This window comes from Leptospira kirschneri serovar Cynopteri str. 3522 CT, from assembly GCF_000243695.2.
GTDB classification, from domain to species: Bacteria; Spirochaetota; Leptospiria; order Leptospirales; family Leptospiraceae; genus Leptospira; species Leptospira kirschneri.
Window position 1 is genome coordinate 835,005 of record NZ_AHMN02000004.1, and the last position, 25,088, is coordinate 860,092.

General features: G+C 37.1%; 20 protein-coding genes, 2 tRNA genes and 1 pseudogene. 12 read left to right on the forward strand and 11 right to left on the reverse strand.

What is annotated here, in order from left to right:
• The first annotated feature begins 67 nt into the window (after window positions 1-67).
• From pdhA to LEP1GSC049_RS220540, 5 genes and pseudogenes are all read left to right on the forward strand, one after another.
• Window positions 68-1,051 (forward strand): pyruvate dehydrogenase (acetyl-transferring) E1 component subunit alpha, encoded by a 984-nt coding sequence (pdhA, locus tag LEP1GSC049_RS220560; RefSeq protein ID WP_016748758.1) that lies wholly within the window; start codon window positions 68-70, stop codon window positions 1,049-1,051.
• On the forward strand, window positions 1,051-2,025 hold the full coding sequence (locus LEP1GSC049_RS220555; protein WP_004752420.1) for a pyruvate dehydrogenase complex E1 component subunit beta: 975 nt from the start codon (window positions 1,051-1,053) through the stop codon (window positions 2,023-2,025). Before pdhA ends, LEP1GSC049_RS220555 begins: the two co-directional genes overlap by 1 nt.
• Before the next feature lie 21 nt (window positions 2,026-2,046).
• A complete protein-coding gene (locus tag LEP1GSC049_RS220550) occupies window positions 2,047-3,414 on the forward strand; it encodes a dihydrolipoamide acetyltransferase family protein (protein WP_004752014.1) in 1,368 nt (455 codons plus the stop codon).
• Window positions 3,415-3,427: 13 nt separating this feature from the next.
• On the forward strand, window positions 3,428-4,447 hold the full coding sequence (fliG, locus tag LEP1GSC049_RS220545) for a flagellar motor switch protein FliG (RefSeq protein ID WP_004752345.1): 1,020 nt from the start codon (window positions 3,428-3,430) through the stop codon (window positions 4,445-4,447).
• A gap of 129 nt (window positions 4,448-4,576) precedes the next feature.
• Window positions 4,577-5,023, forward strand: a pseudogene (locus LEP1GSC049_RS220540) (leucine-rich repeat domain-containing protein); the annotation flags it as partial.
• A gap of 512 nt (window positions 5,024-5,535) precedes the next feature.
• Here LEP1GSC049_RS220540 and LEP1GSC049_RS220535 read toward each other — a convergent pair.
• Window positions 5,536-5,609: transfer RNA gene (locus LEP1GSC049_RS220535), tRNA-Asp, on the reverse strand.
• A 144-nt stretch (window positions 5,610-5,753) separates the two neighbouring features.
• Here LEP1GSC049_RS220535 and LEP1GSC049_RS220530 point away from each other — a divergent pair.
• From LEP1GSC049_RS220530 to LEP1GSC049_RS220515, 5 genes are all read left to right on the forward strand, one after another.
• Window positions 5,754-6,428 (forward strand): CDP-alcohol phosphatidyltransferase family protein, encoded by a 675-nt coding sequence (locus LEP1GSC049_RS220530; protein WP_004777588.1) that lies wholly within the window; start codon window positions 5,754-5,756, stop codon window positions 6,426-6,428.
• A 53-nt stretch (window positions 6,429-6,481) separates the two neighbouring features.
• Window positions 6,482-6,564, forward strand: a tRNA-Leu gene (locus tag LEP1GSC049_RS220525).
• Window positions 6,565-7,519: 955 nt separating this feature from the next.
• Window positions 7,520-8,026: a DUF1993 domain-containing protein gene (locus tag LEP1GSC049_RS0205080; protein ID WP_025175861.1), complete on the forward strand. Its 507-nt coding sequence runs from the start codon at window positions 7,520-7,522 to the stop codon at window positions 8,024-8,026.
• Window positions 8,027-8,046: 20 nt separating this feature from the next.
• Entirely contained in the window at window positions 8,047-8,949 is a 903-nt protein-coding gene (locus LEP1GSC049_RS220520; protein ID WP_025175860.1) for a polysaccharide deacetylase family protein, read from the forward strand.
• Between the two features lie 212 nt (window positions 8,950-9,161).
• Window positions 9,162-11,342, forward strand: coding sequence for a glycosyltransferase family 2 protein (locus tag LEP1GSC049_RS220515; protein ID WP_016560397.1), 2,181 nt, complete (start codon window positions 9,162-9,164; stop codon window positions 11,340-11,342).
• Here the strand turns inward: LEP1GSC049_RS220515 and LEP1GSC049_RS2000000229015 are convergent.
• Window positions 11,328-11,540, reverse strand: a complete 213-nt coding sequence (locus LEP1GSC049_RS2000000229015) for a hypothetical protein (protein WP_004767753.1) — start codon at window positions 11,538-11,540, stop codon at window positions 11,328-11,330. The two genes, LEP1GSC049_RS220515 and LEP1GSC049_RS2000000229015, sit on opposite strands and share 15 nt — an antisense overlap.
• Here LEP1GSC049_RS2000000229015 and LEP1GSC049_RS220510 point away from each other — a divergent pair.
• Together LEP1GSC049_RS220510 and lysS are read left to right on the forward strand one after the other, a co-directional pair.
• Window positions 11,491-12,042 carry a hypothetical protein gene (locus LEP1GSC049_RS220510; RefSeq protein WP_020779137.1) on the forward strand — a complete coding sequence of 184 codons (552 nt, stop codon included), beginning with the start codon at window positions 11,491-11,493 and terminating at the stop codon, window positions 12,040-12,042. The genes LEP1GSC049_RS2000000229015 and LEP1GSC049_RS220510 overlap by 50 nt on opposite strands.
• 8 nt (window positions 12,043-12,050) lie before the next feature.
• The gene (gene lysS, locus LEP1GSC049_RS220505) at window positions 12,051-13,538 is read left to right on the forward strand and encodes a lysine--tRNA ligase (RefSeq protein ID WP_004751860.1); all 1,488 of its coding nucleotides are present in this window, start codon (window positions 12,051-12,053) and stop codon (window positions 13,536-13,538) included.
• Window positions 13,539-13,577: 39 nt separating this feature from the next.
• Here lysS and LEP1GSC049_RS13080 read toward each other — a convergent pair whose 3' ends face one another.
• The 9 genes from LEP1GSC049_RS13080 to recN all read right to left on the reverse strand — a co-directional run bounded on the left by LEP1GSC049_RS13080 (window position 13,578) and on the right by recN (window position 25,059).
• Window positions 13,578-13,919, reverse strand: coding sequence for a hypothetical protein (locus LEP1GSC049_RS13080; protein ID WP_004751699.1), 342 nt, complete (start codon window positions 13,917-13,919; stop codon window positions 13,578-13,580).
• Window positions 13,920-14,411: 492 nt separating this feature from the next.
• Window positions 14,412-15,581: a glycosyltransferase family 4 protein gene (locus LEP1GSC049_RS220500; RefSeq protein WP_016750081.1), complete on the reverse strand. Its 1,170-nt coding sequence runs from the start codon at window positions 15,579-15,581 to the stop codon at window positions 14,412-14,414.
• A gap of 90 nt (window positions 15,582-15,671) precedes the next feature.
• The gene (locus LEP1GSC049_RS220495) at window positions 15,672-16,517 is read right to left on the reverse strand and encodes a 3'(2'),5'-bisphosphate nucleotidase CysQ (RefSeq protein WP_004752499.1); all 846 of its coding nucleotides are present in this window, start codon (window positions 16,515-16,517) and stop codon (window positions 15,672-15,674) included.
• A gap of 24 nt (window positions 16,518-16,541) precedes the next feature.
• Window positions 16,542-16,982 carry an LIC11625 family surface-exposed protein gene (locus tag LEP1GSC049_RS220490; protein WP_004752383.1) on the reverse strand — a complete coding sequence of 147 codons (441 nt, stop codon included), beginning with the start codon at window positions 16,980-16,982 and terminating at the stop codon, window positions 16,542-16,544.
• A gap of 61 nt (window positions 16,983-17,043) precedes the next feature.
• A complete protein-coding gene (locus tag LEP1GSC049_RS220485) occupies window positions 17,044-19,233 on the reverse strand; it encodes an ATP-dependent helicase (RefSeq protein WP_004751746.1) in 2,190 nt (729 codons plus the stop codon).
• A gap of 3 nt (window positions 19,234-19,236) precedes the next feature.
• Window positions 19,237-22,125, reverse strand: coding sequence for a BamA/OMP85 family outer membrane protein (locus tag LEP1GSC049_RS220480; RefSeq protein ID WP_016748762.1), 2,889 nt, complete (start codon window positions 22,123-22,125; stop codon window positions 19,237-19,239).
• A 58-nt stretch (window positions 22,126-22,183) separates the two neighbouring features.
• Window positions 22,184-22,633: an ExbD/TolR family protein gene (locus LEP1GSC049_RS220475; protein ID WP_004751792.1), complete on the reverse strand. Its 450-nt coding sequence runs from the start codon at window positions 22,631-22,633 to the stop codon at window positions 22,184-22,186.
• 2 nt (window positions 22,634-22,635) lie between these two features.
• A complete protein-coding gene (locus LEP1GSC049_RS220470) occupies window positions 22,636-23,241 on the reverse strand; it encodes a MotA/TolQ/ExbB proton channel family protein (RefSeq protein WP_004758805.1) in 606 nt (201 codons plus the stop codon).
• Window positions 23,242-23,352: 111 nt separating this feature from the next.
• Window positions 23,353-25,059, reverse strand: coding sequence for a DNA repair protein RecN (gene recN, locus LEP1GSC049_RS220465; protein WP_016560373.1), 1,707 nt, complete (start codon window positions 25,057-25,059; stop codon window positions 23,353-23,355).
• Window positions 25,060-25,088: the final 29 nt, after the last annotated feature.

Genomic DNA, 25,088 nt, shown 5'->3' on the forward strand with positions numbered 1-25,088 from the left:
AACGAAATCGGTTTGCATAAGTCGCTTCTCGAAAGATACTTTGCGATTGTTTTCAAAATTTAATTTTATGATGAATCATACTAAAACCAAACAAGAAACCCAAGACCTTTTCGAACTCTACAGACAAATGCTACTCATTCGTCGTTTTGAAGAAGGAGCCGCAAAATCTTATAGCACCGGAAAAATAGGTGGATTCTGCCATCTTTATATCGGCCAAGAAGCGGTAGGAGTTGGTTCGATCGCAGCCCTAAAAGAACAAGACTATATCGTTTCGACTTACAGAGATCACGGTCACGCTCTGGCAAGAGGTTTGGATCCAAAGGCACTTATGGCGGAACTTTTCGGTAAAAGAACCGGAATCTCTCAAGGTTACGGAGGTTCAATGCACTTCTTTGATAAGAACAAACGATTTATGGGAGGACACGGAATTGTAGGAGGTCATATCTCTCTCGCAGCAGGAATCGCTTATGCTTCTAAATACAAAAACGAAAACTCCGTCACAATTTGTTTTTTCGGAGAAGGAGCTGCAAACATAGGCTCTTTTCATGAAGGAATGAATTTGGCTGCAATCTGGAAACTTCCTCTTGTTATGATCTGTGAGAACAATCACTACGCAATGGGAACTCCCGAATATCGCGCGTTATCCGTAAAAGACGTTTCGGTTCGTGCAACTGCATACGACATTGCAAGAGATCATATCGAAGGAGACGAAGTTCGGAAAGTGAGAGATCATGTAAGCGTCGCAGTAGAACGCGCTCGAAGAGGAGAAGGTCCTACTCTGATGGAAATTTCCACGTATCGTTTCCGTGGACATTCTATGTCCGATCCAGCAAAGTATAGAACCAAGGAAGAATTAGATCGTTATAAAAAAAGTGATCCACTTTTAAAGGCAAAGGAAGACCTTCTTCATTCCGAGTGGAAAGAAGAAGAATTAGAAAAACTAGATATAGACATTCAAACTCAAGTAGAAGAATCGATCGTATTTGCAGATAAAAGCGAAGAACCACCTTTAGGTTGCTTGTATAAACACGTCTATGCGGAGGATGTCTAATGGCAATTCTTACTTATAGAGAAGCTCTGAATCGGGCCATGTGCGAAGAAATGGACAAAGATCCCAATATATTTCTCATGGGAGAAGAAGTGGGGCACTACGATGGAGCGTATAAAGTCTCCCAAGGAATGCTTTCTAAATACGGAGAAAAAAGAGTCATAGACACTCCCATTTCTGAAAACGGTTTTGCGGGAGTTGGAATCGGTGCCGCTATGGTGGGCTTACGCCCTATCATAGAATTTATGACTTGGAATTTTTCTTTAGTCGCTATCGATCAGATCATCAACTCCGCTGCCAAGATGAATTATATGAGCGCGGGACAGTTTCCGATTCCGATTGTGTTTAGGGGCGCGGGGGGTGCGGGCGGAAGGCTCGCTGCTCAACATTCTCAGTCTTTTGAAAGTTGGTATGCACACATTCCAGGTCTAAAAGTAATCGCTCCTTATACTCCCGCAGACGCCTGTGGACTTTTAAAAACCGCCATTCGAGACAATAATCCTACCATCTTTATCGAAAGTGAAGTGTTATACGGAGCCAAAGGGGAAGTTCCCGATCAGGAATTTTGGATTCCTTTTGGTAAAGCAGACATCAAAAGAAAAGGATCTGATATAACGATTGTTAGTTGGTCTAGAGCCTTGATGTATGTTTTACCGGCGGCCGAAAAACTTTCTCAAGAAGGAATTTCCGTAGAGGTTTTGGATCTTCGTTCCATCCGACCTTTGGACGAAGAGACGATCTATTCTTCCATTCGTAAAACGAACCGTGCATTGATAGTAGAAGAAGGTTGGGAAGTAGCCGGATTCGGTTCTCAAATCGCTTATTTAATCCAGAAAAATTCTTTTGACGATCTAGACGCTCCTGTAGAAAGAATCACTCAAGAAGACGTTCCTATGCCTTATGCGGCGAACTTGGAAAAAGCTTCTTTACCCAGCGAAGAAAAAATTATTTCTAAGGTTCGAGAAATGCTCGAATAACACAAACAAGGAATATTCAAAATGGCTAAAATTGCAGAAATGACTCAACTCAGTCCTACGATGGCAGAAGGCAAAATAGTCCGTTGGATCAAACAAAAAGGAGATCCGGTTTCTCCGGGCGAAATCATAGCGGAAGTGGAAACAGATAAGGCAGTGATGGAAATGGAGGCCTTTGAAACCGGAACACTTTTGGAAATTTTAGCTCCGGAAGGGACACTCCTTCCAGTAGGAGCACCGGTTGCAATCATAGGAAAACAAGGAGAAGACATTTCTACGTTAGTTGAAACTGCAAAAAAATCCATTCCAGCGAAAAAAGAAAGTTCGACTGCACAAGGCCAGGCCCCAACTTCCGCACAAAGCGCAACCTCGCAGTCTTCCACAACTTCACAAAGTGATACGACAAAATCTTCCTCCTCTTCTTCTAAATTTACAATTGAAGAACAAAGTGAAGTATCTACACAGAGTCCTGCTTTTTCAAAAGAACAAACTATTTCTTATAAACATGGATCTCAAGAAACACAAACCAACAGGTCCGGTCCGATTAAGATATCTCCTTTAGCAAAAAACCTGGCGCTTCAAAAAGGAGTGGATCTAGGCGAAGTAACCGGCTCCGGTCCGGGAGGAAGAATTATCAAAAGAGACGTTCTTTCTTATCAAGAATCCGGAGGTGGTAAAAAAAGCTCTTTTGTTAAGCGACAAGATCGTAAGTTGGAATTGACTGGAATGCGAAAAACGATTGCGTCTCGTCTTTCACACTCTACTTCCACGATTCCTCATTTTTACCTTACTTTAGAACTGGACGCAAATCCGTTAGACTCTCTTAGAAATTCGTACAATCAAGATCTAAAGTTAGAAGGTTCTTCAAAGATCAGTCTAAACGATCTCATTATCAAAGCCTGTTCGCTTTCCTTAAAGGAGGTTCCTGAAGTAAATTCTTCCTGGAGGGAAGATCATATCTTAGAACATGGTAGAATCGACATAGGAATTGCAGTTTCCATAGAAGGAGGTCTCATTACGCCCTATGTTCGAAATGCGGATCAAAAATCGGTGAGTGAAATCAGTCTTGAAATAAAAGAACTTGCTTCCCGCGCAAGAGAAAGAAAACTCAAACCCGGAGAATACACCGACGGAACGTTTACAGTCTCTAATTTAGGAATGTTTGGAATTTCTTCTTTTACGGCAGTTATCAATGAACCAGAAGCAGCAATTCTTGCCGTAGGTGCCCTAGTACAAAAACCAGTCATCAAAGAAGGAAACATAGTAGCAGGAAAAACATTAAACGTTACTCTTTCTTGCGATCATAGAATTGTGGACGGCGCGACTGGGGCCAGATTTCTTTCTTCCTTTCGGGAATTTACGGAACATCCAATTCGCCTACTTACAGGCTAAGGATTTTATTTTTGTGGAAAAAAAATCAGAACCCACTTCCAGAAAAGAAAAAATTAGAAAATCGGCACTACTACTTCTCTCTTTAAATAAAGAAGACGCCGCCAAAGTATTATCTAAGTTAGACGATTCTATGATCGAAGAAATCGTTCTGGAAATGGCTCAGATCAAATCGATTTCTAAAAAAGAAAAAGAAGAAGTTCTTTTAGAATTTAAAAACTCAGTCCTTCCAGACGAAGGAGAAATCAAAGGTGGAATAGACGCAGCCAGAGAAATTCTTAGACAGTCTTTGGGAAAAGAAAAAGCCGAAAATATATTGGGAAAGCTTTCTCGCAAGGACATAGAGGATGATTTTTCATTTTTAAGCGAAGCAGAACCGGGAGTTCTCGCAAGTCTTTTACAACACGAATCTCCACAAACAATCGCCGTCACACTTGCTTTTATGACTCCTAAAAAAGCGGCTGACATCCTAAAATTTTTTCCAGGGGAATTACAAGCCGGTGTCGCCTATCGTTTGGCGAACACTACAAAAACACATCCAGACGCAATTAAAGAAATCGCAAGAGTACTTAAGAAAAAATACGAACAAAGAGATCGTTCCGAATACAGCGAAGCCGGAGGTGCGGAAGCGCTCGCAAACATACTCAACCACATGGATAAATCGCAGGAGGAAAATATCCTCAAAGAGTTGGAAGCAAATTCTCCAGAACTAGCAAAACAAGTCAAAGAAAAGTTATACACCTTTGAAGACGTCCTAGGTTTGGACCAAAAAGAAATGAGAATTTTAATCAATCGTATAGGTGACGACAATTGTTTAAGTATGGCTTTGCGAGGAGCCGGAGACGAACTCAGAAACCATTTCTTGAGCGCGATGTCTCGTAATCGTGCTACGGAAATTCTGGATATGATGGAAATTAGAGGAAAACTAACGTTACGCGAAATAGGAGACGCAAGAAACATTATAGTCAATTTAGTGCGCGAGTTGGAAGAAGAAGGAACCATCTTTGTCAAAAAAGACGGTGAGGAATATATTTAGATGATTATATTTTACTAGGAGTTTGTCCCCAGACCTTAAAATAAATCATTTTTGAACCTTCAATAAAATGTAATAATTCCTACAAAAACCGCGAATGAATGATTTACAGTTTTTTTACTAATCTCATAAAATTTAAAAATCCTTTATTTATCTCAAAATAAATTTAGTAAATTTTCGGAAGAAATTTTACAATTGCAAAATTTAGAATGGTTAGATTTGAACGAAAATCAACTTAAAGAGCTACCTGAAAGTTTAGGACAACTTCAAAATTTGAATATTCTTTATTTATTAGGTAACGAATTGAAAGTTCTACCTTCCAGTTTTTCAAAACTTCAATCCTTAAAATCTTTAAATTTAAATTACAATCGTTTCCAAGTTTTTCCCAAAGAACTAATTTCCTTGAAGAATCTGGAAACTTTAGAACTGACCGGAAATCAACTTACATTTCTTCCAAAAGAAATTGGAGAGCTTCAAAATCTAAAAGAATTACATTTGCAAGGCACTAACTCTTTTTCTGAAAAAGAGAAAGAAAAAATTCAAGAACTTCTACCAAAATGCAAAATTTATTTTGAATGACTCTTTCGTATTTCTTACAACTTTTATTTTTTAGAATATTTACTTTTATGAATAAACCTTACATTCTTCTAAAGCCGTAATCGAATTTAAGTAAATTTTATAAAGCCGATCTATTTGTTTTAAATCTTAAAGTAATATGAGTTTAATGAAACTAATCTAACGTGCCGTCTTCTTCACGACTTATCGTCTGGAATTTGCGTCGCATTTTTATACCTCTTAAAAAAGTCCAAATGATTTGGGTCGAAAACTTCGAGCCCTAATTTAACGTGAATTCCGTAGGGATCAATTCGGGGGAAACTACAGCAAAACGCTCTCTCAAACTAAAGCAGTCTCGCTTTTTAAACTCAATGGATCACGTTCTAAATTGAATCTAAAAACGATTGTTGTATTATGTTTCCTGTATGCAATTTATTCGGAGCTAAAGAGCCCGGTCTATGGCAAGCCGGATTTGCTCCGGTTTTCTTACGTTAATTTATGTTAGTTGTAGATTGATTTTAAAAAAAGAAAATTTTCGGAGCTGACGGGACTCGAACCCGCGACATCCTGCGTGACAGGCAGGCACTCTAACCAGCTGAGCTACAGCTCCTTATGCTTAGTTACTTTTTCAAAAGAGCTTCTCCGGTCAATCGATTTTGATTTAACGGATTCGAAAAATTCTATTCTGAAAATCCATTCTTTCATTTACTGGAATACAAAATTTCACATTTAAAAATATTGGAACCCAATCCAGATGATCGTTCAGGAAAAAAAACCTCAAGAACTCTTAGAAGATCGTATCTTTACAGTTTCCAATTTTCTTTCCGTTAGTAGAGTTTTTCTTTTACCCTTTTTTATTACCTTCACTAAAACGTATATATCCTCTCCAAATAAAACCGAGTTTTTATTATATGCAATTTTAACTTGTATCTTAGCTGTTTTAACTGATTATTTGGATGGTTTTCTAGCAAGACTACTTCATCAAGAATCCGTATTAGGCAGATATTTAGATCCTATATGTGATAAAATCGTTACAATCGGTGGACTTTCTGTCATCGTCCACTATTTCCGATTTCCAATTTGGATACTGATCGCCTATATCATAAGAGAAATTTTAGGAGTTTGGTTGGGAAGTTTTCTTTATCTCAAACGAGGAATACAAGGAAAACCGAATTGGTGGGGAAAGTTCGGAGTCGGACTCGTAGCAATCACCGTCCTTTGGTACATGTGCATCCCACTCATAGAATTTAGAATTCGAAGTGAAAGTATTCTAAAACATCCTGAAATTTCCGGTTATATCTTAGTCTTAATTCTTTGTATTGGAATTTTTGCTTATTCCAAACGTTATTGGAATATTGTATTTCATCCGGAAAAAATCCAGATTGATCCGGATGATAAAAAGACTCGCAAGAAATACGAACTAGTCTGAATGTAAGTTCCTTGACTCCTAGGCTTTCTCTCCCATTCTGTCATTGCAAACCCGCTCGGGTGGTGGAATTGGTAGACACGCAAGCTTGAGGTGCTTGTGCCGTTTAGGTGTAGGGGTTCGAGTCCCCTCTCGAGCAAAATCCAATCATTTAAATAAAAAATTAGGACTCGAAGCGAAGCTTTGGTAAAGCATTTCGAACGACCTTATAAGCGAAGTAAATGCTTCCAAGACTTTTTCTACGAATTCAAATCTATTCAATTTTTCTATAAAAATAAAATGTGGGAACTCTTACAAATTTAGATCTTATAGTAAACTCTGACTTTCCCTCAGTTGATCCGTGAAATAATATTTAGTCGTGAATTCGGTATAACGTGAAAGGGATCGATGCAGAAAAACTTTAGCAGAACGCTCTCTATCATAACCAACCCCACAAGTATTTGGATCTCAATAGAGTTGTTGAAAAATGAATTCTCCATCTGTTTCTATTTCATGGAAACGAGCAATTGAAGTAGTTTTGTTAAACTGAACTATGGAATTTTTCAGCAACTCTAATATAAATCTGTGGGAATTACGACAAATCCTCTGTAAAATTTAGTTCCCACAACGCGATCCGTAGAGAGCGTTGTGCTTTAGTTTTCCCTATTTTTGGGTGGGGGTAACTCAATGAATTGCTTCCCATGGGTCGCAATTCAGGTGGAGAAGTTCGGAAGACTTTTTCTCTATCAGAAAAACATACTTTTTGCAAGTAAAAAGACTCATTCTTGTCGGAACACTTGAAAAATGTGCGTTTTTGAGCCCACAACGCGATCCGTAGAGAGCGTTGTGTTGAGTTTCCAACGCTTTCGCAAAAAGCGTTTTGCTGAGTTCAATTTTGATTCTAAAATCCTATTCAACTTGTGGGGTTGGTTATGGCTCTCTATGGATCGCGTTAACTCAGTAAAACTCTCTCTATGGATCGCGTTTTAGGTCGTTCGACGGATTTTGGACAAACTCTTAGATTCAATTTACTTTCTTGGAAAAATTCTATCATAAGAAAAGCCTTTCAAAAAAATGAAAAAAACGCTGATTCTAAAAAAAAGGAAACAAAACGTATGCTTTTCGAAATCACAATCCAACAATTTACTAAAATGCTCCATCAACTAAAACTACTTTTAGAAAAAGGAGTCTCCTACTCTGAAACTAAAAAATTCGACGTGGAAGTTCTTTTAAATTCCAGACTAGCACCAGACCAATTTCATTTCATTAAACAAATTCAAATCGTATGTGATACTGCAAAATTAGGAGTTTCTCGCCTAACAGGAAAAGACGCGCCGAAACATGAAGACCAAGAAAAAACGTTATCAGAATTACAAACAAGAATCGATTCCACGTTAAATTACCTTTCAACGTTCACGGAAAAAGATTTCTCAGAAGCAAACGATAGAAAAGTCTCCAATCCTCGCTGGGAAGGGAAATATTTAACTGGAAAAGAATTTGCAATTCAACATTTGATTCCTAATTTCTATTTTCATATTACCACCGCTTATTCGATTCTGCGTCATAATGGCGTAGATATAGGAAAGAAAAACTATCTAGGTGAAATGCCTTTCAAAAGTTAAAACAATCGCGGAGGAGTTTTCTGAAATTTCTTTTTAATAAAATATTTAAAAATCAAAATTTTTGGATCGGAATTCTATTGTTTTCATTGAATGTTTGCGGTTCGTCCTCTCAAGAATCGCAAACTACTACTCCCAAACAAAAAACAAATCAGAATGGTATTCCCGTTTTAATTTATCATGAAATTGTAATTCATTCCGCAAAAGAACCCGGGGAAACTGTAATTACATTAGAAAAATTTGAAGAACAAATGAAGTATCTTTTTTCCCAAGGATACAATCCGATCACCATGAAAGATCTTCTACTTTATATTGAACAAGGAAAGGTTTTACCCGATAAATCTATAGTTTTAAATTTTGACGACGGCTGGAAGAACGTTTTAAATGCAGTTCCGGTACTCAATCGATATTCCTTTCCGGCTTCTTTTTGGATCATAGCCGGACCGAAAGGAATCGGTAACGGAGAATATTTAGAATGGTCTGATATTCAAGAACTTGCAAAAAATCCAAGATTTGAAATCGGTTCTCATACATACAGTCATCCCTGGAATCCAAAAGATAACTTGGTGACCTGGGTGGACAATCGTGTTCCTGGAAAGAGCGAAAAAGATGCACTCTTTGAACTGAAGGAATCCAAAAAAATCTTAGAATCTAAATTAGGCATTTCCATAGATTATCTAGCTTGGCCCTGCGGTTGGTATAATGATAAACTCATCCAACTAGCACAACAATCAGGTTATAAATTAATACTCACAACCGAAGACGGAGCCAATCTACCAGGAGAAAATCCATTTAAAATCAAACGAGTTTTTATAGACGGGAAATGCGGCCTAACGTCATTTATAGAACAATTGAAAAATCCTAGATCTATCGTCTGCCAGAAATCCCAAAAGCCTACACGAGGAAACTCCCCCTATTCGTATTAAAATTTTTCACGTTTTTTTTTATTAAAATTCTATTTTCATTCGGAAATATCGAACCGTTTTGGAAGATCTACTTTCCAACTAAGGCAAAATAGTTTATCAACGTGACACTTACTTTCAGATACTTTGAAATCAATTTTTCCCTATAGAATCAAGTATTATGATTCCATTAAGAAAGTATAGTTCCGTTTATAGTAAAGTTTAAGTATATCTAAATGAAAACCAATCCAGCTTCCGTAACGGAATCGACACATTTAAAGAACAAACAGTATTGTCAGAACCAAATTCGAATTACAAAAATTTTTCTTTTTTTAACGATCATAGCCTGCGCTTTTGCGTGTTTAGAGATGTTCAAAGTTTTTTGGGAACAACTTCTCGATCACAGATCCTTCGCGGCGATAGGACAAATTGCATTTTTTATTATCATAGTTTTATTGACCTACGGCAACTTCGTTTATCAATTTACTCGTTTAGGTTATTTCCAAAGACTTTTGAAACATTCCTCTCCGGATCAAGAGGAATTGGAAAAAATCTATAAACAAGACTGTCCTCCTTTAGCAATTCTAATTCCTTCCTACAAAGAAGAATTAGATATAGTTCGAGAAACACTTCTTTCTGCGGCTCTTCAAGATTATCCGAACCGAAGAGTTGTATTACTGATTGATGATCCACCCGAGCCTAAAAGTTATGCGGCCTTTGAGTCCCTCCAAAAGATGAGAAATTTACCAAATTCTCTTCAAAAAGAATTTAACGAAGCTGCTTATCCTTTTCTTCAGGCAAAAAAAGAATATTTAGAACGTAAAAATTCAAATAAATCCAAACCTCAGAAAGAAACAAAACTTCTAATTCAACTCTATAAAAACGCATCTCTTTGGTTTCAAAATCGTATGAACGAATATGACGATTCTACAACCCGAAAGGAACTTCCGAAACATACTCGAACTTTTATGAGAAATTCTTTTTTTAAAGAATGGTGTAATCTACATTCAGAAAGAATTTCCGAATTAGAATTTCTTTTAACAAAAGGTGGAGCAGATTCTTATAGGATCGAAAAGGAATTCAATCGTCTAGTTTCCCTATTTAACGTGAACTTTTCCACCTTTGAAAGAAAAAAATACGTAAACCTTTCTCATCTTCCCAACAAAGCAATGAACCTCAACAGTTATATCTATCTTTTAGGAAAAAGATGGGTAGAAAGAAAGGATTCTAAAGGAATTTTTTTAGAAGAGTCTCAAAATGATTCTTCATTTGAAATTCCTAATGCGGATTTTTTAATTACCTTAGACGCAGACAGTGTGCTTCTTCCAGATTATATTCTAAAATTATCATATGTTATGGAAACTCCCGGAAACGAAAGAATCGCAGTAGCACAAACTCCTTACAGTTCTTTTCCGGGAACGTCTAACGTGTTGGAAAAAATAGCCGGGGCGACCACAGACATTCAATATCAGATCCATCAAGGATTTACCAGTTTTGGAGCGACGTTTTGGGTAGGTGCAAACGCAATGCTTCGTTACAAAGCGCTTCTGGATATTCAAACCTTCCACGAAGAAAGAGGTTTTCAAATTCATAAGTACATCCAAGACAACACCGTCATAGAAGACACCGAATCTAGTATCGATCTTTTAGATGTGGATTGGAATCTTTATAATTATCCAGAAAGACTCGCCTACAGCGCAACCCCACCCGATTTCGGTTCCCTCTTAATTCAAAGAAGAAGATGGGCCAATGGGGGACTGATCATTCTTCCTAAATTATTGCGTCATGTATTTAAATGGCCGTGGAGTTTTGCAAAGTTTATAGAAGCGTTCTTTAGAGTTCACTATCTTGGTTCGATTGCGGCGGTGAACATTGGTCTTGTCATTCTTATGGGAAGTCCCTTAGGCGAAGGAGTGGAAACGTATTGGATCGCAATTTCCTCTTTACCGTATTTTATTTTATACGGAATGGATTTGGTAAGAATGGGATATAAATGGATCGATCTGATTCAAATCTATTCTCTCAATCTGCTTTTGATTCCTGTAAACTTAGCAGGAGTTTTTATGTCGATCAATCAGGCGATTACTGGAAAACAAATTCCATTCAGCAGAACCCCAAAAGTAATCGGCAGAACTTCTATGCCTTCTCTTTATATAGTGGCAGAGTTTTCTCTTTTAGCTCAGTTGTTATTTGGATTTATCACAAATTATATGTATCACAACTGGATCTATTCGATCTACAACTTAGGAAACGCCATTCTTTTAGGTTATGCGATTTTTAAATTTATAGGACTGAGATCGTGTTGGGAAGACATTCTTCTTTCTATAAACAGACCTCCGACGGAAACGGTGACTCATTGGGTAGAACAAAGAGTTGCGATCGATCTGGAAGGGACCAAGGATCTACAAGAAAGATAATATCCTAATTTCCTCTTGTAATTTCGTTCCTGGAAAAAACTCTCGTTCTATGTCTGTAAATCCAGGACCGGTATCCGTACAAGAAGTTTTATACAAGGCGCGGCTATTTTTTTCCGGATTTTTTCTGGCTTTGATTTCAATCCTAGGATTGATTTTTTCAAGTCCTCTCTTTTTAATCCAAGACCGCCCTTTTCCCAAAAGTGACGCTTTAATCTTAGAAGCGAAAGAAACGATTCCTCAAGACGTGCTTAAAAACGCAGCGGACGGATTCAAAAAAGGATATGCTGGAATTTTAATCGTTCTTTATTCTCCTGCAACTGCCCACTCCAACTTAGGTGTAATTCAAGATTTAACTTCTGAAATACAAAATTCTCTCGTTTCTTTAGGAGTAGACGAATCTAAAATTCTAATTTATAAACTTGAACCGTATCCTACGGGTGCTAAAAATTTTTCTAAATCTCTTTTAAAAATCTGTTTAGATAGACAACTTAAGAATATTCTAATTCTCTCCAAAAGATTCGAATCTTCTTTCAACCAAAGATTATACGAATCCGTTTTAGGTCCGGCCGGTTTGAAGGTTCACGTGGTTCCTTTGTCGGATAAAATTGGAATTGGAAATTGGTTTTTAAGCGAAGAAGGATTCGAAATTGTATTTTTAAATTTAGCCAGAACGTTTTATCAAATACTTCCAGGAAAATAAAATCGAAAATGTCAGAATCAAATGAACTCATTGAACAAAGAATTCAAAAAATCGAAGAATTAAAAAAACAGGGAATCAATCCCTATCCGGCTCGTTTTTTTCCGGATTCCAAATCGAAAGACATCGCCGAAAAGTTCGAAAAAAATCCGACTGGTCCGGAAACCAAATTTAAGTTAGGTGGAAGACTACATTCTAAAAGAGTAATGGGAAAAGCGAGCTTTGCTCATCTCAAAGACAACTCCGGAATCATACAACTTTACGCTACTCGAGACGATCTAGGCGAAACTCAATATACAATCTTTAAGTCTCTTGATTTAGGAGACATTATCGGTTTGGAAGGTTATCTTTTTAAAACCCAAAAAGGAGAAATTACGTTACACGTCACATCGGTAGAGTTACTTGCAAAATGTATCCGTCCTCTTCCCGTAGTAAAAGAAAAAGACGGGGTTATCTATGACGCGTTTTCAGACGTAGAACAAAGATATAGAATGCGTTATGTGGATTTGGTAGTGAACGATCACGTCAGAGATACATTTATTACGAGAAGTAAAATCGTTTCTGAAATTAGAAGTTTTTTGACTCAAGAAGGATTTTTAGAAGTGGAAACTCCTATGATGCAACCGATCGCCGGTGGAGCAGCCGCAAGACCGTTTGTTACTCATCACAATACTTTAGATATGCAGTTATTCTTAAGAATCGCTCCAGAACTTTATCTCAAACGTTTGATCGTTGGCGGAATGGATCGAGTTTTTGAACTCAATCGAAATTTTAGAAACGAAGGGATTTCTACAAAACACAACCCTGAATTTACGATGATGGAAGCTTATATGGCCTTTGGAGATATGAGTACGATGCTCGATCTTACGGAAAGACTCATGATTCATTTGGCCCAAAAGATTTGCGGAACTTTAAAAATTCAATACGGCAAGGATTTAATCGATCTTTCTCCTCCTTGGAAAAGAACCTCTTACGTAGATATCATCAAAGAATATAGTGGAATTGATTTTAGCCAGATTGTTTCTCTAGAAGAAGCCAAGCAAAAAGCATCGGAATTAAAAGTAGACGTTTCCAAATGCCAAACGATTTGGAAAGTAGCGGATGAAGTGTTTTCCGAAAAAGCGGAGCCGAATTTGATTCAACCGATCTTTATCACCGATTACCCGAAAGAACTTTCTCCTCTTGCAAAATCCAATCCAGATAAACCTGACTATGTGGAAAGATTCGAACCATACGTAGCTGGAAGAGAAATTGGAAACGCCTTTACAGAGTTAAACGATCCTTTTGATCAAAAAGAAAGATTTGAAGACCAGGTAAAACAAAGAGAGGCTGGAGACGACGAAGCGTTTATGATGGACGAAGACTATATTCGTGCTTTGGAATATGGAATGCCCCCTACCGGCGGGCTTGGAATCGGAATCGATCGCCTAGTAATGCTTTTAACTAATTCTCATTCGATCCGAGATACCATTTTATTTCCGTTGATGAGACCGGAATAAAATTGATTCTAATCGTGATCTTTAGTCATTGAATTAATTTTAGCCTGGAATTCTTTTCTTTTTACGTGGAATATCGTTTATAAATCGAATTGCTAAACTATCTATTAGAACATCGATTCTATTTCTAAGAGTAGAATGAGAAACATCAAAACAGTTTTCTAATTTATGAAAGTCTTTTTTGACTTCGGAACGTAAGTTACCTATTTCCGTCTTTATACTTTGAACTTCCGATCTTAATTCTTGAATTTCAGACTTCGTTTCCTGTCTCGAATCTTGAAGTTGAGAAGATAAATGTTTCCAAATTGTATGAAGAAAACCGAAAATAGATCCAAAACCCAAAAAGGTTGTGACCATCAACGTCAAAAAAGAAAAATCTATCATGTATATAAATTTACATTTTTAGAAATCCAAGATAAGTAATTTTTTAAGTTTATTATATTCAAAAAAAATAAATATTCTCTAAAAGTTTTCCAGACAAACAAACGGAGAAAGTTGGGTTGTACATATTACTCATAACTATAACGTGAGCAGGGCATAACAAATGCGAATATAGGTCGCGTTGAAAACTCAACACAACGCTCTCTATGAATCGCGTTGGAAACTCAGTAAAACGCTTTTTACGAAAGCGTTTTAGGATCAATTTATTGGTATTTTACAAAAATTGAATCTGATTCTAAAATTTCACAATAACTTGACCAGAGCAAAGAGCCCGGTTCGGCTGCCTATGGCAAAGCCGGATTCGCCCAGATTTTCTTACGCCCTGCTCACGTTAAGTAAAGTCGGTTACAAAAATTGAATTTTTTTCTAAAAGTAGTAGTTATCACATTCTTCAAAAAATCGAAATCCTTGTTCTCAAATTTTGATCTAACGGATTTAAGATAAATTTTTCTTCAAATTCAAAACTTCTCGGATTTGATCCGAAATGGTCTTTGCGGCTGCATTTCGATAAAATTTTCGAATGTCCACTTTTTTTCCAGGATACGGTTTTTTAGAAAAATCCAAAAGCGCCGAAGTCCATAGGTTTTCCTCTAATTCCAGATATTGAATTTTGTTTCCTCCAATTTCTCGAAATACGGAAAGATCGGTTACGATTGCAGGTTTTTCAAGACTCAACGCTTCTAAAAGAGGAATTCCAAATCCTTCATACAAAGAAGAAAACAGAAACAATGAACATTTTTTATACATATGAGCCAATTCAACGTTAGTTGGGCTTTCAATCCAAATAATTCCTGCAGCCTTGCTTTCGGAACTCCTCAAAGTTTCAATGAAGTTTGGATCTTCCCAACCCTCCTTACCTCCGATCACCCAGGAAAACTTTTGATTATACTTTACTTTTTTTGAATATTCAATATATGCGTTATATAAAAATCGATAGTTTTTTCTAGGCTCTACAGTGGAAACCGAAAGGAAAAACTTTTTTGGCAATAAATCCACCCTTTCCCCCGGTTTTTCTTTAAACATATTCTTAAATTCAGAAAGTTCGATACCCGGATAGACAACTTTCATTTTTTCGAATGGTATATGAAAGAATTCGGCAACCTCGTTTCGAGTAGATTCAGAAATCGGTAACAATTTATCCGCTCGTTTGATAGAACGGGAAAGATAGAATTTTTGCTGAATTCTAGCCAGATTTCTCATTGTATCTGGAAAACGATACGCTACCAGATCGTTATATGTTAAAACAGTTGCGGTCTTTTTAGAAAGAAAAGGAGGAAGGACCTGCTGAGTTCCCCAAAATAGGTCTAGATTGATTTTTCTAAGTTGAAGCGGAAGAGCGATAGCAAAGTAAAGTCCTCCTTTTTTGGAAAAAAAACCTTCTCCTTTAATAAAACGAATTCCGGGAAGATTTAGAAGATTAGAATAACTGGAATGTAAATCTTTATGAGAAAAAAGATAAAACTCAAAACTGGAATCCTTTCCCAAATCCAATAAGGCGCTATGGATCATTTTACCTACCCCGGAAACGGGTGTGGAAAAAGGTCTTGCATCTACGCCGATTTTAATTTTAGGAATTATTTTTTTTGAATATTCTGTTTTTCTCATATATAAAATTGATAAAAAAGTGTTAACAAATATCTTAAAAAAACAAGAAAATAAATTCAAATGACAAGGTCGGATTTAACACAAAATACATTAACTCCAATCCCGTAAACTAGATTGAAAATACGATTTAGAACTTTCCCAGACTTGGGCAAGAGAACGAGTATGTCCCGCAATAAGCCCCTCTCCTCTTCCACTTAAAGTTTGAAATTTATAGGGTTCACCGGTTCTAATTTCCAGATCAGAGCCTCCCGAAGAATTTATAAGTGCAATTCCCGCACAAATGTCCCAATCATTTTTTGGTTTTAAAGAAATAGAAAGAGCCGCTTTTCCCGCCGCCACCAAACCGAGTTTATACGCGATCGAACCCATTGCCGCAAATTCCCAACCTAAAGGAATCATAGAAGAAGAAAAAAGACCTTCTTTTTCTTCGGTTCTGGAAATAAGAACTTTTTGAATAGGTTTGAAATCACTTAATATTTTTGTAAAATTCTGGAGTTCAACCGAAAAAGAATCGGGGATCTTTTCTAACTTTTGATAAACTACTCCTAAATCCTCTGCTCCATAGATCAATTCTAAGGTAACCGGGTTAAAAACCACTCCTAAAACCGCTCTTCCAAGAACAGACAGACCAAGACTGATTGCAAATTCCGGATTTTTATGTACAAATTCTCTGGTTCCATCAATTGGATCCAAAATCCAAACTGTTTGTAGTTGAGAGACGTCCTTCTTTTCAGAATCCTCTTCGGAAAGAATTGGAATATTCAAAAAACGTAAACTTTCCGAGATATGAGAACTTGCTTTCAGATCCGCCTCGGTCACTGGATCGTTTTTTCCTTTATCCTTGACCTTAAAATCAGAATGATAAATTTCTAATACAATTTTGCCAGCCTCTAAGACGGAATCTACGGCAGATTGAAGATACTGAATCGAATTCAAAAAAGAAAATACTCGAAATAAAAATTACTTTCCGCTCTTACCATCCGGTGCCGAAGTACTTTCTTTATGAGGATCATCTAAATTCTCGGGACGAAGATAAAACACTTCGTTTTCTGGAGTTTGGAGATAAATTTCCGGGTCCATTTTAAAACTATAGAAAAACAGATACTTTTTAAATTTTACGTAAACCGTGTAAGTTCCCTTTTGCGGTTCGTAAAGCATGGTATCTGTATTTAAATCTTTGGTAATTTCTTTGTATTCTAGATACCTGTGGTGAAGAGTATATTTTACCGCGGAAAGAAGATTCTTTTCGAGAGTCGCTTTTTTAGTCGCATCCGAAAGTTTTACGTTCTTATTGTACTCTTCTACTTTATTGAATTCTTCCACAACACCTTGCGATTTTCCGGCCTGAAGGCTAAAAAGTGCAAAGAAAAATAAAAGACAAATTGCGAGTATTTTCTTCATCTTGAGTTTCCTGTTTTTCGTTATTATTATCGGATTTTAAAACGACAAACTTTCCACTTTCTTATAATTTCTCAAGGGGGGTATAGGCAACAAAAAAGTTCTTTTCGACGTTTCCAAAACGGATGGCGACCTTTGTATTCTTTTCCCTACCGGAAACGGTTAAAATTGTTCCGACCCCGAATTGTTTGTGTTTTATCCGATCTCCCGGTTTTAGATAGAGATTATTTGGATCGGGTGTATGCGGCTCCAATTCCTTCTTCGTTTGTTTAATTTTAGAAGCTACCGGAGGGCCTTGAGGTTTTCTAGCGGTTCGTTCTCTACTTCCATAACCTCTATTTCCAAAACATTCTCTTGGAATTTCAGATAAAAATCGAGAAGGAATTCTATCTTCCACCTTACCGAACTTTCTGGAAGTCCTACAATAACTTAAGAATAATTCTTCCCGGGCTCTAGTAAGAGCAACGTAAAAAAGCCTTCTTTCTTCTTCATCCCCAAAATGGGATTCTTCTAAACTCATACTATGTGGGAAGGTGCCCTCTTCCAATCCGGAAAGAAAAACGATTTCAAATTCAAGTCCTTTCGCGTTATGCACAGTCATTAGATTTACATAATCGGTGAGTTCTTTAGAATCTTCTTCGCTTGTGATTAAACTGATCTGATTTAAATACTCTTCTAAAGAGGGAGAATCCGAATTTTTTTCGTATTCCTCTATCGAATTGACCAACTCTTGAAGGTTTTCTAAACGAGCTATGGATTCTTCCGTCCCTTCGTCCTTGAGATGAGACATGAGACCGGAACGATTCAAAAGTTCTAATGCGATTTCAGAAGGTGATAAACCTTTTTCCGATTTTTCAATCAAATCGTAAAATAAACTATAAAGTTCCTTTCCTTTAGATTTAGCTGCTTTTTTGAGAGGAATGTCTTCTTGACCCAAAACTTCTAAAAGAGAAATTCCTTTTTCGAGTGAAAATTCTCGAATTTTTTCAATTCCAGAATCTCCAATCCCTCTCGGTGGATAATTTATAATTCTAAGCAGAGAAACGCTATCCAGAGGATTAGAAACCACGTTTAGATATGCGATCAAATCCTTGATTTCCGCTCTGTCAAAAAAGCGAAAACCTCCGAAAATTTTATACGGAATCCCCGCGTTTCTTAAAGCTTCTTCAAAATATCTAGATTGAGAATTTGTCCTATAGAATATTGAAATATTCTTATATTCTGTTCCACCGGAATACGCGGAACGTATTCTAGTAATCACTCCGTGGGCTTCCTCGGATTCATTCTCAAATTCGTTCAACACAACCGGAGCCCCTTCCGGGTTATTCGTAAATATTTCTTTCTCTTTTCTCTGGGTGTTATTTGAGATTACATTAGAAGCCGCTAATATAATATTTGACGTAGAACGGTAGTTTTCTTCCAGTTTTATCACCGCTGATTCTGGAAAATCTTTTTCGAAGTTTAGAATGTTTCCTATGTCGGCTCCTCTCCAAGAATAGATGGACTGATCGTCATCCCCAACGACACATAGGTTTCTTTTTTCTCCTGCAAGAAGAAGTACAAGTTCGTATTGAACTTTATTCGTATCTTGATATTCGTCTACCATTACGTATTCCCATTTGTGACGGTATTTGGAAATTACATCCGAAGATTTTTGAAAAAGTTGAACCGTTTTCCATATTAGATCTCCGAAATCGAAAGCATAGTTTGCATCCTTTCTTTTTTCGTATTCCTTATAGATCGCGAATACTGCCTTAGAAAAATCGTGACGACCTTCTTTTTCCAAATAACTTTCAGGAGACAACATCTTATCTTTCAAACCGCTAATATAGTTTCCAAGTGTGGAGGGTTTGTAAAATTTAGGATCTAGAGAAAGATCCTTAATCACTTGTTTTAAAAGTGATTCTTGAAGAGTGGTATCATAAATTGTAAAACCGTTATCAAATCCGAAAAAAGAAGCTTCCCTTCTTAAAATATATAAACAAAGAGAATGGAAAGTTTTGATCTGAACGTTTGCAGGTAAAAAAGGGACTATTTTTTTTACCCTTTCTACCATTTCCGCAGCCGCCTTATTGGTAAAGGTTACTGCACAGATACGATCGATCCCATGATTGATTAGAAGATTTGCAATTCTATGAGTGATGACTCTTGTTTTACCGGAACCTGCGCCCGCCAAAATTAAAACCGGACCGCCTACTTGTAAGACAGCTTTTTTTTGTTCTTCGTTTAAATCGGATAAAAATGAGAAGTCCACGGACTAAAACCTATAGTCCCCGATTCCAAACACAAACTGAAATGCATTATCGGATTCAAATTTAGTGAAAGGATGATCCGCAACTCCAGTATACTTTAATTTTTGTGCAAAATAAATTCTAAGTGGAAGAACCGGAATTTGAATTCTAAGTCCTATTCCCCAAGAAAATCGAAACTTATCCAAGGCAATATTATTTCCGGAAAGCACCAGATTAGCCGGGTTGTTAAGCTCTTCGAAAGTATAATCTGATTTTCTAAGAGCGGTTAAATTATAATTATTAGCAAGGTAATAACCTACAGGATCTTTCATTTGAGCTTCTTTGACTCTTTGGTCGTAACTTTCAAAAAGATCCTTTCTTACGCCAGTAGCACGGTTTACTTCTTCATACAAAGCGCCCGCATCAAAAAAAGCGACTAACCAAAGTAAGGTGGGCTCAATCGGAAAACGAAGTTCCGAGCCGAACATCATCCTAGTCGCGGCACCGTCTCTCCATTCGGTAGGATACTTTGCATCGTTATAAAACCATCCGCGTAGAGATTCATATCCACCTAAGAACTGTAAGTCTTGTAACTGAATATAAGGTTTTTGAATTGGATCTTGTTTTCCATAGTAAGGAACTCTTTGATAGGTAAAAAGAGAAGAACTTCTAAATTCCTGAACGACTCTCCAACGTCTGAGAGCGTTATTTCTAAAAAGTCCAAAAAGACTATAATCAAACCAAGTGTGATAGTATTCCGCAAGAACCCGATACTGATCAAAATGAGATTGTCCTCCGAGCGCCTGACCTACATTATCTATCTGAAAGAGTAAGTCATAACCTTGTGTAGGATTAAATACGTTATCTCTAATATCATACGCAATTCCATTTGAAATTTGAGAACGGAACTGCCATCCTCTGCGAACCTCCGCAAGAACCTGATCCGATACAAGAGAAGAAGGATTTGTAGAAGCGTAAATACTGGGAGAATATCTATGAAAATGAGTCCAGTTGATAAAAATCCTATGACCGATTCCTACTGTAAAACCTACACCATCTCTGGAATAGATGGCTTGTTCTTTGATGGATTGTTGATTATTGTTTTCGGTAATCGAAACAGCTCCTACGTTATAGATTCTAGAAGAATAAAAAAGAGAAAGTGAAAGAGACCAAGGTTTATTATAAAGCCAAGGCTCCGTCCAAGTAATCTGAAAGAGCCTTCTAAAAGGACCAAACTCCAAACGGCCTGAAATTTTTTGACCAGTTCCGTTTAAATTGTTTTCGCCTACTTCGGTAAAGATGGAAAATCCTGTGATCGTGCCATAACCACCTCCCATAGAAACGGTTCCGGTCGGTTGTTCCACAACTTCTATAATCAGATTCATTTTGGTCTGATCGGAACCTGGTCTCATGTTAAAGTTCACTTCTTTAAAATAACCTAGATTAAAAATTCTTTCACGGGAACGATTGACTAAAATGGAATTGAACAAATCTCCTTGTTTAAATAGAAGTTCTCTTCGAATCACACGATCTTGAGTTTTTTTATTTCCCTTGATGACTACGTTTTCCACGTAGGCAAGATTGTTTTCTCGTATATTAAAGTCTACGTGAACGAATTTTTTACCGTGTAACTCAGGTTTAGTGTTGTAAAGCTGTCTCAGGCGTTTAACATGAAGTTGAGAATATTCATTTTCACAGATTCTTCTTTCTTCTTCGGATTTACGGCTATAACAATTTTCATAATATTCTAAATTTTCACGATCTAAAGATACTATCTTTCTACGAGGAATTACCTGAGCAAAAAGATAACCTCTCGAACTGTAAAGTTCGTTCATCGTTCCACGATCTCTCATAAAACGAGTCTCGTCGAAAATAACTCCTACGTCACCATCATTGTAATCTAAACTCTTTTCGATTTCTTTAGGAGTAAATAGAGGTTTTAATTCTTCTTTTGTGGTTTCAGGAGGATTTTTTTCTTTGTTTAAAAAAAGAGGTCTGCCTTCTCCATCTAAAGACATGTCGTGATTTAAAGTATAACCGTTGAAAAAATAAACCTGGCCTTCAGAAATTTTAATGTTTACGATAATAACTCTTCTATCTTTTTTTTCTGGGTTTTCCCAGTGGATTTCCCAATTCGTTCCCTCTCGGATCAATTCAGCGTCCAGATAACCCTTACTTTTGAGATAAGCGACAATCATATCCTTGTCCTTTTCAAAGGAAGATTCTTTAAAATTTCCACCTTCAAAAACTCCTTCCTCTTTCATCTCCATAATAGAAAGAATTTCGGAAGTTTCAATGGATTCGTTTCCGTAAACGTTGATTTTAGAAACCGGAATCTCTTCTCCTTCATCTATGATAAAACGAACTCGAACCAGATTTGTTTTAGGATCTGGTTTACCCAGTTCCACTTTTACATAAGCGAGGAAAAATCCTTCGTCTCTATATTTTTGAAGAATTAAATCTCTAGATTTTGTGATTTTTTGAGGTGTGATCACCTCATTGTCTTTGAGAGGAAGTTTATCTCTTAGATCCGCAGGAAAAACTTCGTCTGCTCCTACAAATTCAATTTCTCTAACTCTAGGTCTTTCTTTAAGATCAAATATGATCCGAACACCGTCCTGGAAATCTTCCGCTTGAATATCTACAAAATAAAAAAAACCGGAGTTAAAGAGATTTTTTAAGTCTCGATCTAAAATTCTCTTTGTAAGTATTTTACCAACTTTTATCTCGATCATAGATTCGAGATCCGCGTCGGGAGTATTTTTATTTCCTTTGAATTTAACTTCTTTGATTGTCTTTCCTAAGAAGTCACTTCGTTTGGAAAGGATTTGAGTCAATTCGCCTGAATAGAATAGAAGTCCTACAAGGATCGCAAATAGAGTTCCTTTTAAAATTGGGGAGAATATTCGCTTCAACGTAAAATCTAAAACCACCCGGATATTTGCAATGAATCAAAACCGCTCAAACCAGAATTTATTTTTCTCCGGAACCAGTTTGTCTTACCATAGCTAGGTTAAATTTGCTTACTCCTGCTTCATTTACCTTATCGATTACTTTAATCACGGTTTGATAACTTGCAGTTCCATCCCCTCGGATGATCACTCGATTTTTGCCTGGTTCTCTCTTTTCCAAAGGACCTAGAAAGACATTGATTTTTTCGGTCAGCTTTTCCAAAGGAACCGGTTCTGTATCCTTATCCAAAAAAACCTTTCCGTCTTTATTTACAGTAATTACAAGTTCGTCTTTTTTCTTTTCCTGTGCAGTGGAAGAAGACCTAGGAAGTTCAATTTTCATTACGGTTGATTTTTCCAAAGTCGCATTCATCAAAAAATAAATAACGATAAATGAAATTACGTCGATCAAAGGAGCCAATTCAATTTGGCCAGTTCTACTTGCAGAAGATCGAAACTTTCTAAATTTCATATTTATTTCATATATTTGAGAGCCTGACCGGAAAGATTTTCCATTTCAGCAATCGTGTCTTCTTTTTTCTTTTGAAAATAGTTATAAGCTACGTAAGCAGGAATCGCAATTGCAAGTCCCATTGCAGTAGTAATCAGCGCTTCACTAATTCCAACCTCGGCCCCTCTGGTTCCAGAACCTTCTTCAAAAGAACGAATGATTCCAAGTACAGTTCCCAAAACTCCTAAAAGAGGAGAAATCGTAGCGATCGTACCAAGTCCGGAAAGAAATCTTTCCATTTTTAAGATCTGTGCAAAACCAGCCGAAAGCATTTCTTCTTCAGCCGCTTCTAAGTTTTTAAGAGAAGATTCAATACCTGCCTGGAGTACTAGAACAGAAGGCCCGCCCTTCATTCCTTTTAGAAAATCAATTGCGGTATTCCAATTTCTTTGGCGAAACAATTCTTTTAAAGAACGCCAGTCTTCTTGAGAAATCGGTTTCCATTTGGAAAAGTAAATCAGTCTTTCTATGATAATTGTAAAACCGATAATGGAAACTAAAACGATAACAATCGGTACAGATTCCGGAGGAATTGCAGAAATTAGAGAATCAGATTTAGCTAAAAACATTTGAGTAAAATTCTCCTATAAGTAGAGTTTAAAACTCTCTTGTAGCTGCCAAACAGTTTTCTAATCCGCATACCTCCTTTTTATAGAGATTCTAAATCGAGAAATCTGCAACTAAACCGCCTGTTTTTTCAGCAGTTCTTTTGCGTGTTCAAGAGCGCCTTTCGATACTCTCTGACCCGAAATCATTCTCGCAAGTTCCAAAGTTCTTTCTTCTAAACTTAGAAATTCCGCTTTGGAAAATGTACGTCCTCCTTCCACCGATTTAGTAATTTTTAAATGATCGTTGGCAGCCGAAGCGATCTGCTGTAAGTGAGTAATCAAAATCAGCTGATGATTTTCGGCTAAATTCTTCAGTTTGCGAGCCACATCCATAGCGATCTCTCCACCTAAACCAGAATCGATTTCATCAAAAATCAAAACTCGTAAATTCGATTGTCTACCTAAAATGGAACGAATCGCCAACATGACTCTAGAAACTTCTCCGCCTGAAGCAATCTTACGAAGTGGCCTAGGTTTTTCTCCTGGATTGGGACTAAAATAAAATTCGAGTTGATCGAGCCCGGATTCATTTACGATATAACTTTTACCAGAAGCGGAAACTTCTCCTTCCGGATTAGGTTCCCAACGTAATACAACCTGAACCGCAGCCCCAGGCATTCCGAGTTGCTCTAATTCCAATTTCAAAGAAGATTCAAAACGAACCAAAGATTCTCTTCTAGACTTGGAAAGTTGAATCGATAAAGAAGCAAGTCTAGAAGCGACCTTTTCTATCTCTACTTCCATAGATTCCTTATTTTTGGAATTTTTTTCCATCGCCTCTAATTCCTGTTCTGCTTTATTTTTGCAGTCTAGGATCTCTGCTAAATCGGAACCATATTTCTTTTTCATCCTAGAAATCAGATCTAACCTAGATTGAACGAACTGAAGTCTATCCGGTAAAAAGAAAATCTCTTCCTTTTCATCTAAAATGGAAGAATTGATTTCTTTCAGTTGTATATAAATTTCCTGTAAAGAATCTAAAGTTTTCGAAAAATCGGGTTGAATGGATTTGATTTTTTCTGCCGCGCTCAGAAGTTTCGGAAATAAAGGAAGAATGGCAGATTCGCTATCCGCCAGATGAGAAGATAAAATTTCATAATTCTCCGCCAGCAATTCTCCATGTGCAAGAAGATGTTCTTCTTGATTGAGTCCTTCTTCTTCTCCTTCTTTCAGATCCACCTCTTTAATTTCCCGAATTTGAAAGGTAAGAAATTCAATTCGTTTGGATTTTTCTTCTTCACTTCTACGCAATTCTTCCAGACGTTTTTTCAAACTTCTATAGGTAAGAAAACATTCCTTCACTTCGTTTCTCAAAGGGACAAGACCCGCGTGCAAATCGATGATGTCTAACTGTTCTCCCCGATCCAAAAGAAGAATCTGATCGTTTTGATTGTGAACTTCAGCGAGTAGTTCTCCTAACCCCCGAAGTGTAGTAGAAGAAGCCAGAGACTGGTTGATCAAAATTCTGGATTTCCCATCCCGGCCACATTCTCGATGTAAGGTGAGTTCTTGGGATTCAAAGGGAAAACCTTTCTCTTTGAGCCATTCCACAGCAGCTAGGTTTTTAGAAAGATCAAACACACCTTCTAACACATATCTAGGGGCGCTCGTTCGAATTTCCATAGGACTGCTTTTTCCGCCTAACAGAGAAGAAATGGCGTCCAAAATGAGAGATTTTCCGGCTCCAGTCTCTCCAGTAATTACGGTCATTCCTTTTTGAAAATCGATACAGGCTTCTTCAATCAGAGCAAAATCTCTTATATTCAGGGTCTTTAGCATACTTACCTCGAAATACTAAACAAATTATA

Excerpts from the sequence above, each read along its gene's own strand:
- LEP1GSC049_RS220500 (WP_016750081.1), bottom strand. The coding sequence starts at position 15,581 with ATGAGAAAAACAGAATATTCAAAAAAAATAATTCCTAAAATTAAAATC.
- lysS (WP_004751860.1), top strand. The coding sequence starts at position 12,051 with ATGTCAGAATCAAATGAACTCATTGAACAAAGAATTCAAAAAATCGAA.
- LEP1GSC049_RS220550 (WP_004752014.1), top strand. The coding sequence starts at position 2,047 with ATGGCTAAAATTGCAGAAATGACTCAACTCAGTCCTACGATGGCAGAA.
- LEP1GSC049_RS220490 (WP_004752383.1), bottom strand. The coding sequence starts at position 16,982 with ATGAAGAAAATACTCGCAATTTGTCTTTTATTTTTCTTTGCACTTTTT.
- recN (WP_016560373.1), bottom strand. The coding sequence starts at position 25,059 with ATGCTAAAGACCCTGAATATAAGAGATTTTGCTCTGATTGAAGAAGCC.
- LEP1GSC049_RS220515 (WP_016560397.1), top strand. The coding sequence starts at position 9,162 with ATGAAAACCAATCCAGCTTCCGTAACGGAATCGACACATTTAAAGAAC.
- LEP1GSC049_RS220530 (WP_004777588.1), top strand. The coding sequence starts at position 5,754 with ATGATCGTTCAGGAAAAAAAACCTCAAGAACTCTTAGAAGATCGTATC.
- pdhA (WP_016748758.1), top strand. The coding sequence starts at position 68 with ATGATGAATCATACTAAAACCAAACAAGAAACCCAAGACCTTTTCGAA.
- LEP1GSC049_RS13080 (WP_004751699.1), bottom strand. The coding sequence starts at position 13,919 with ATGATAGATTTTTCTTTTTTGACGTTGATGGTCACAACCTTTTTGGGT.
- LEP1GSC049_RS220475 (WP_004751792.1), bottom strand. The coding sequence starts at position 22,633 with ATGAAATTTAGAAAGTTTCGATCTTCTGCAAGTAGAACTGGCCAAATT.
- LEP1GSC049_RS220470 (WP_004758805.1), bottom strand. The coding sequence starts at position 23,241 with ATGTTTTTAGCTAAATCTGATTCTCTAATTTCTGCAATTCCTCCGGAA.
- LEP1GSC049_RS0205080 (WP_025175861.1), top strand. The coding sequence starts at position 7,520 with ATGCTTTTCGAAATCACAATCCAACAATTTACTAAAATGCTCCATCAA.
- LEP1GSC049_RS220555 (WP_004752420.1), top strand. The coding sequence starts at position 1,051 with ATGGCAATTCTTACTTATAGAGAAGCTCTGAATCGGGCCATGTGCGAA.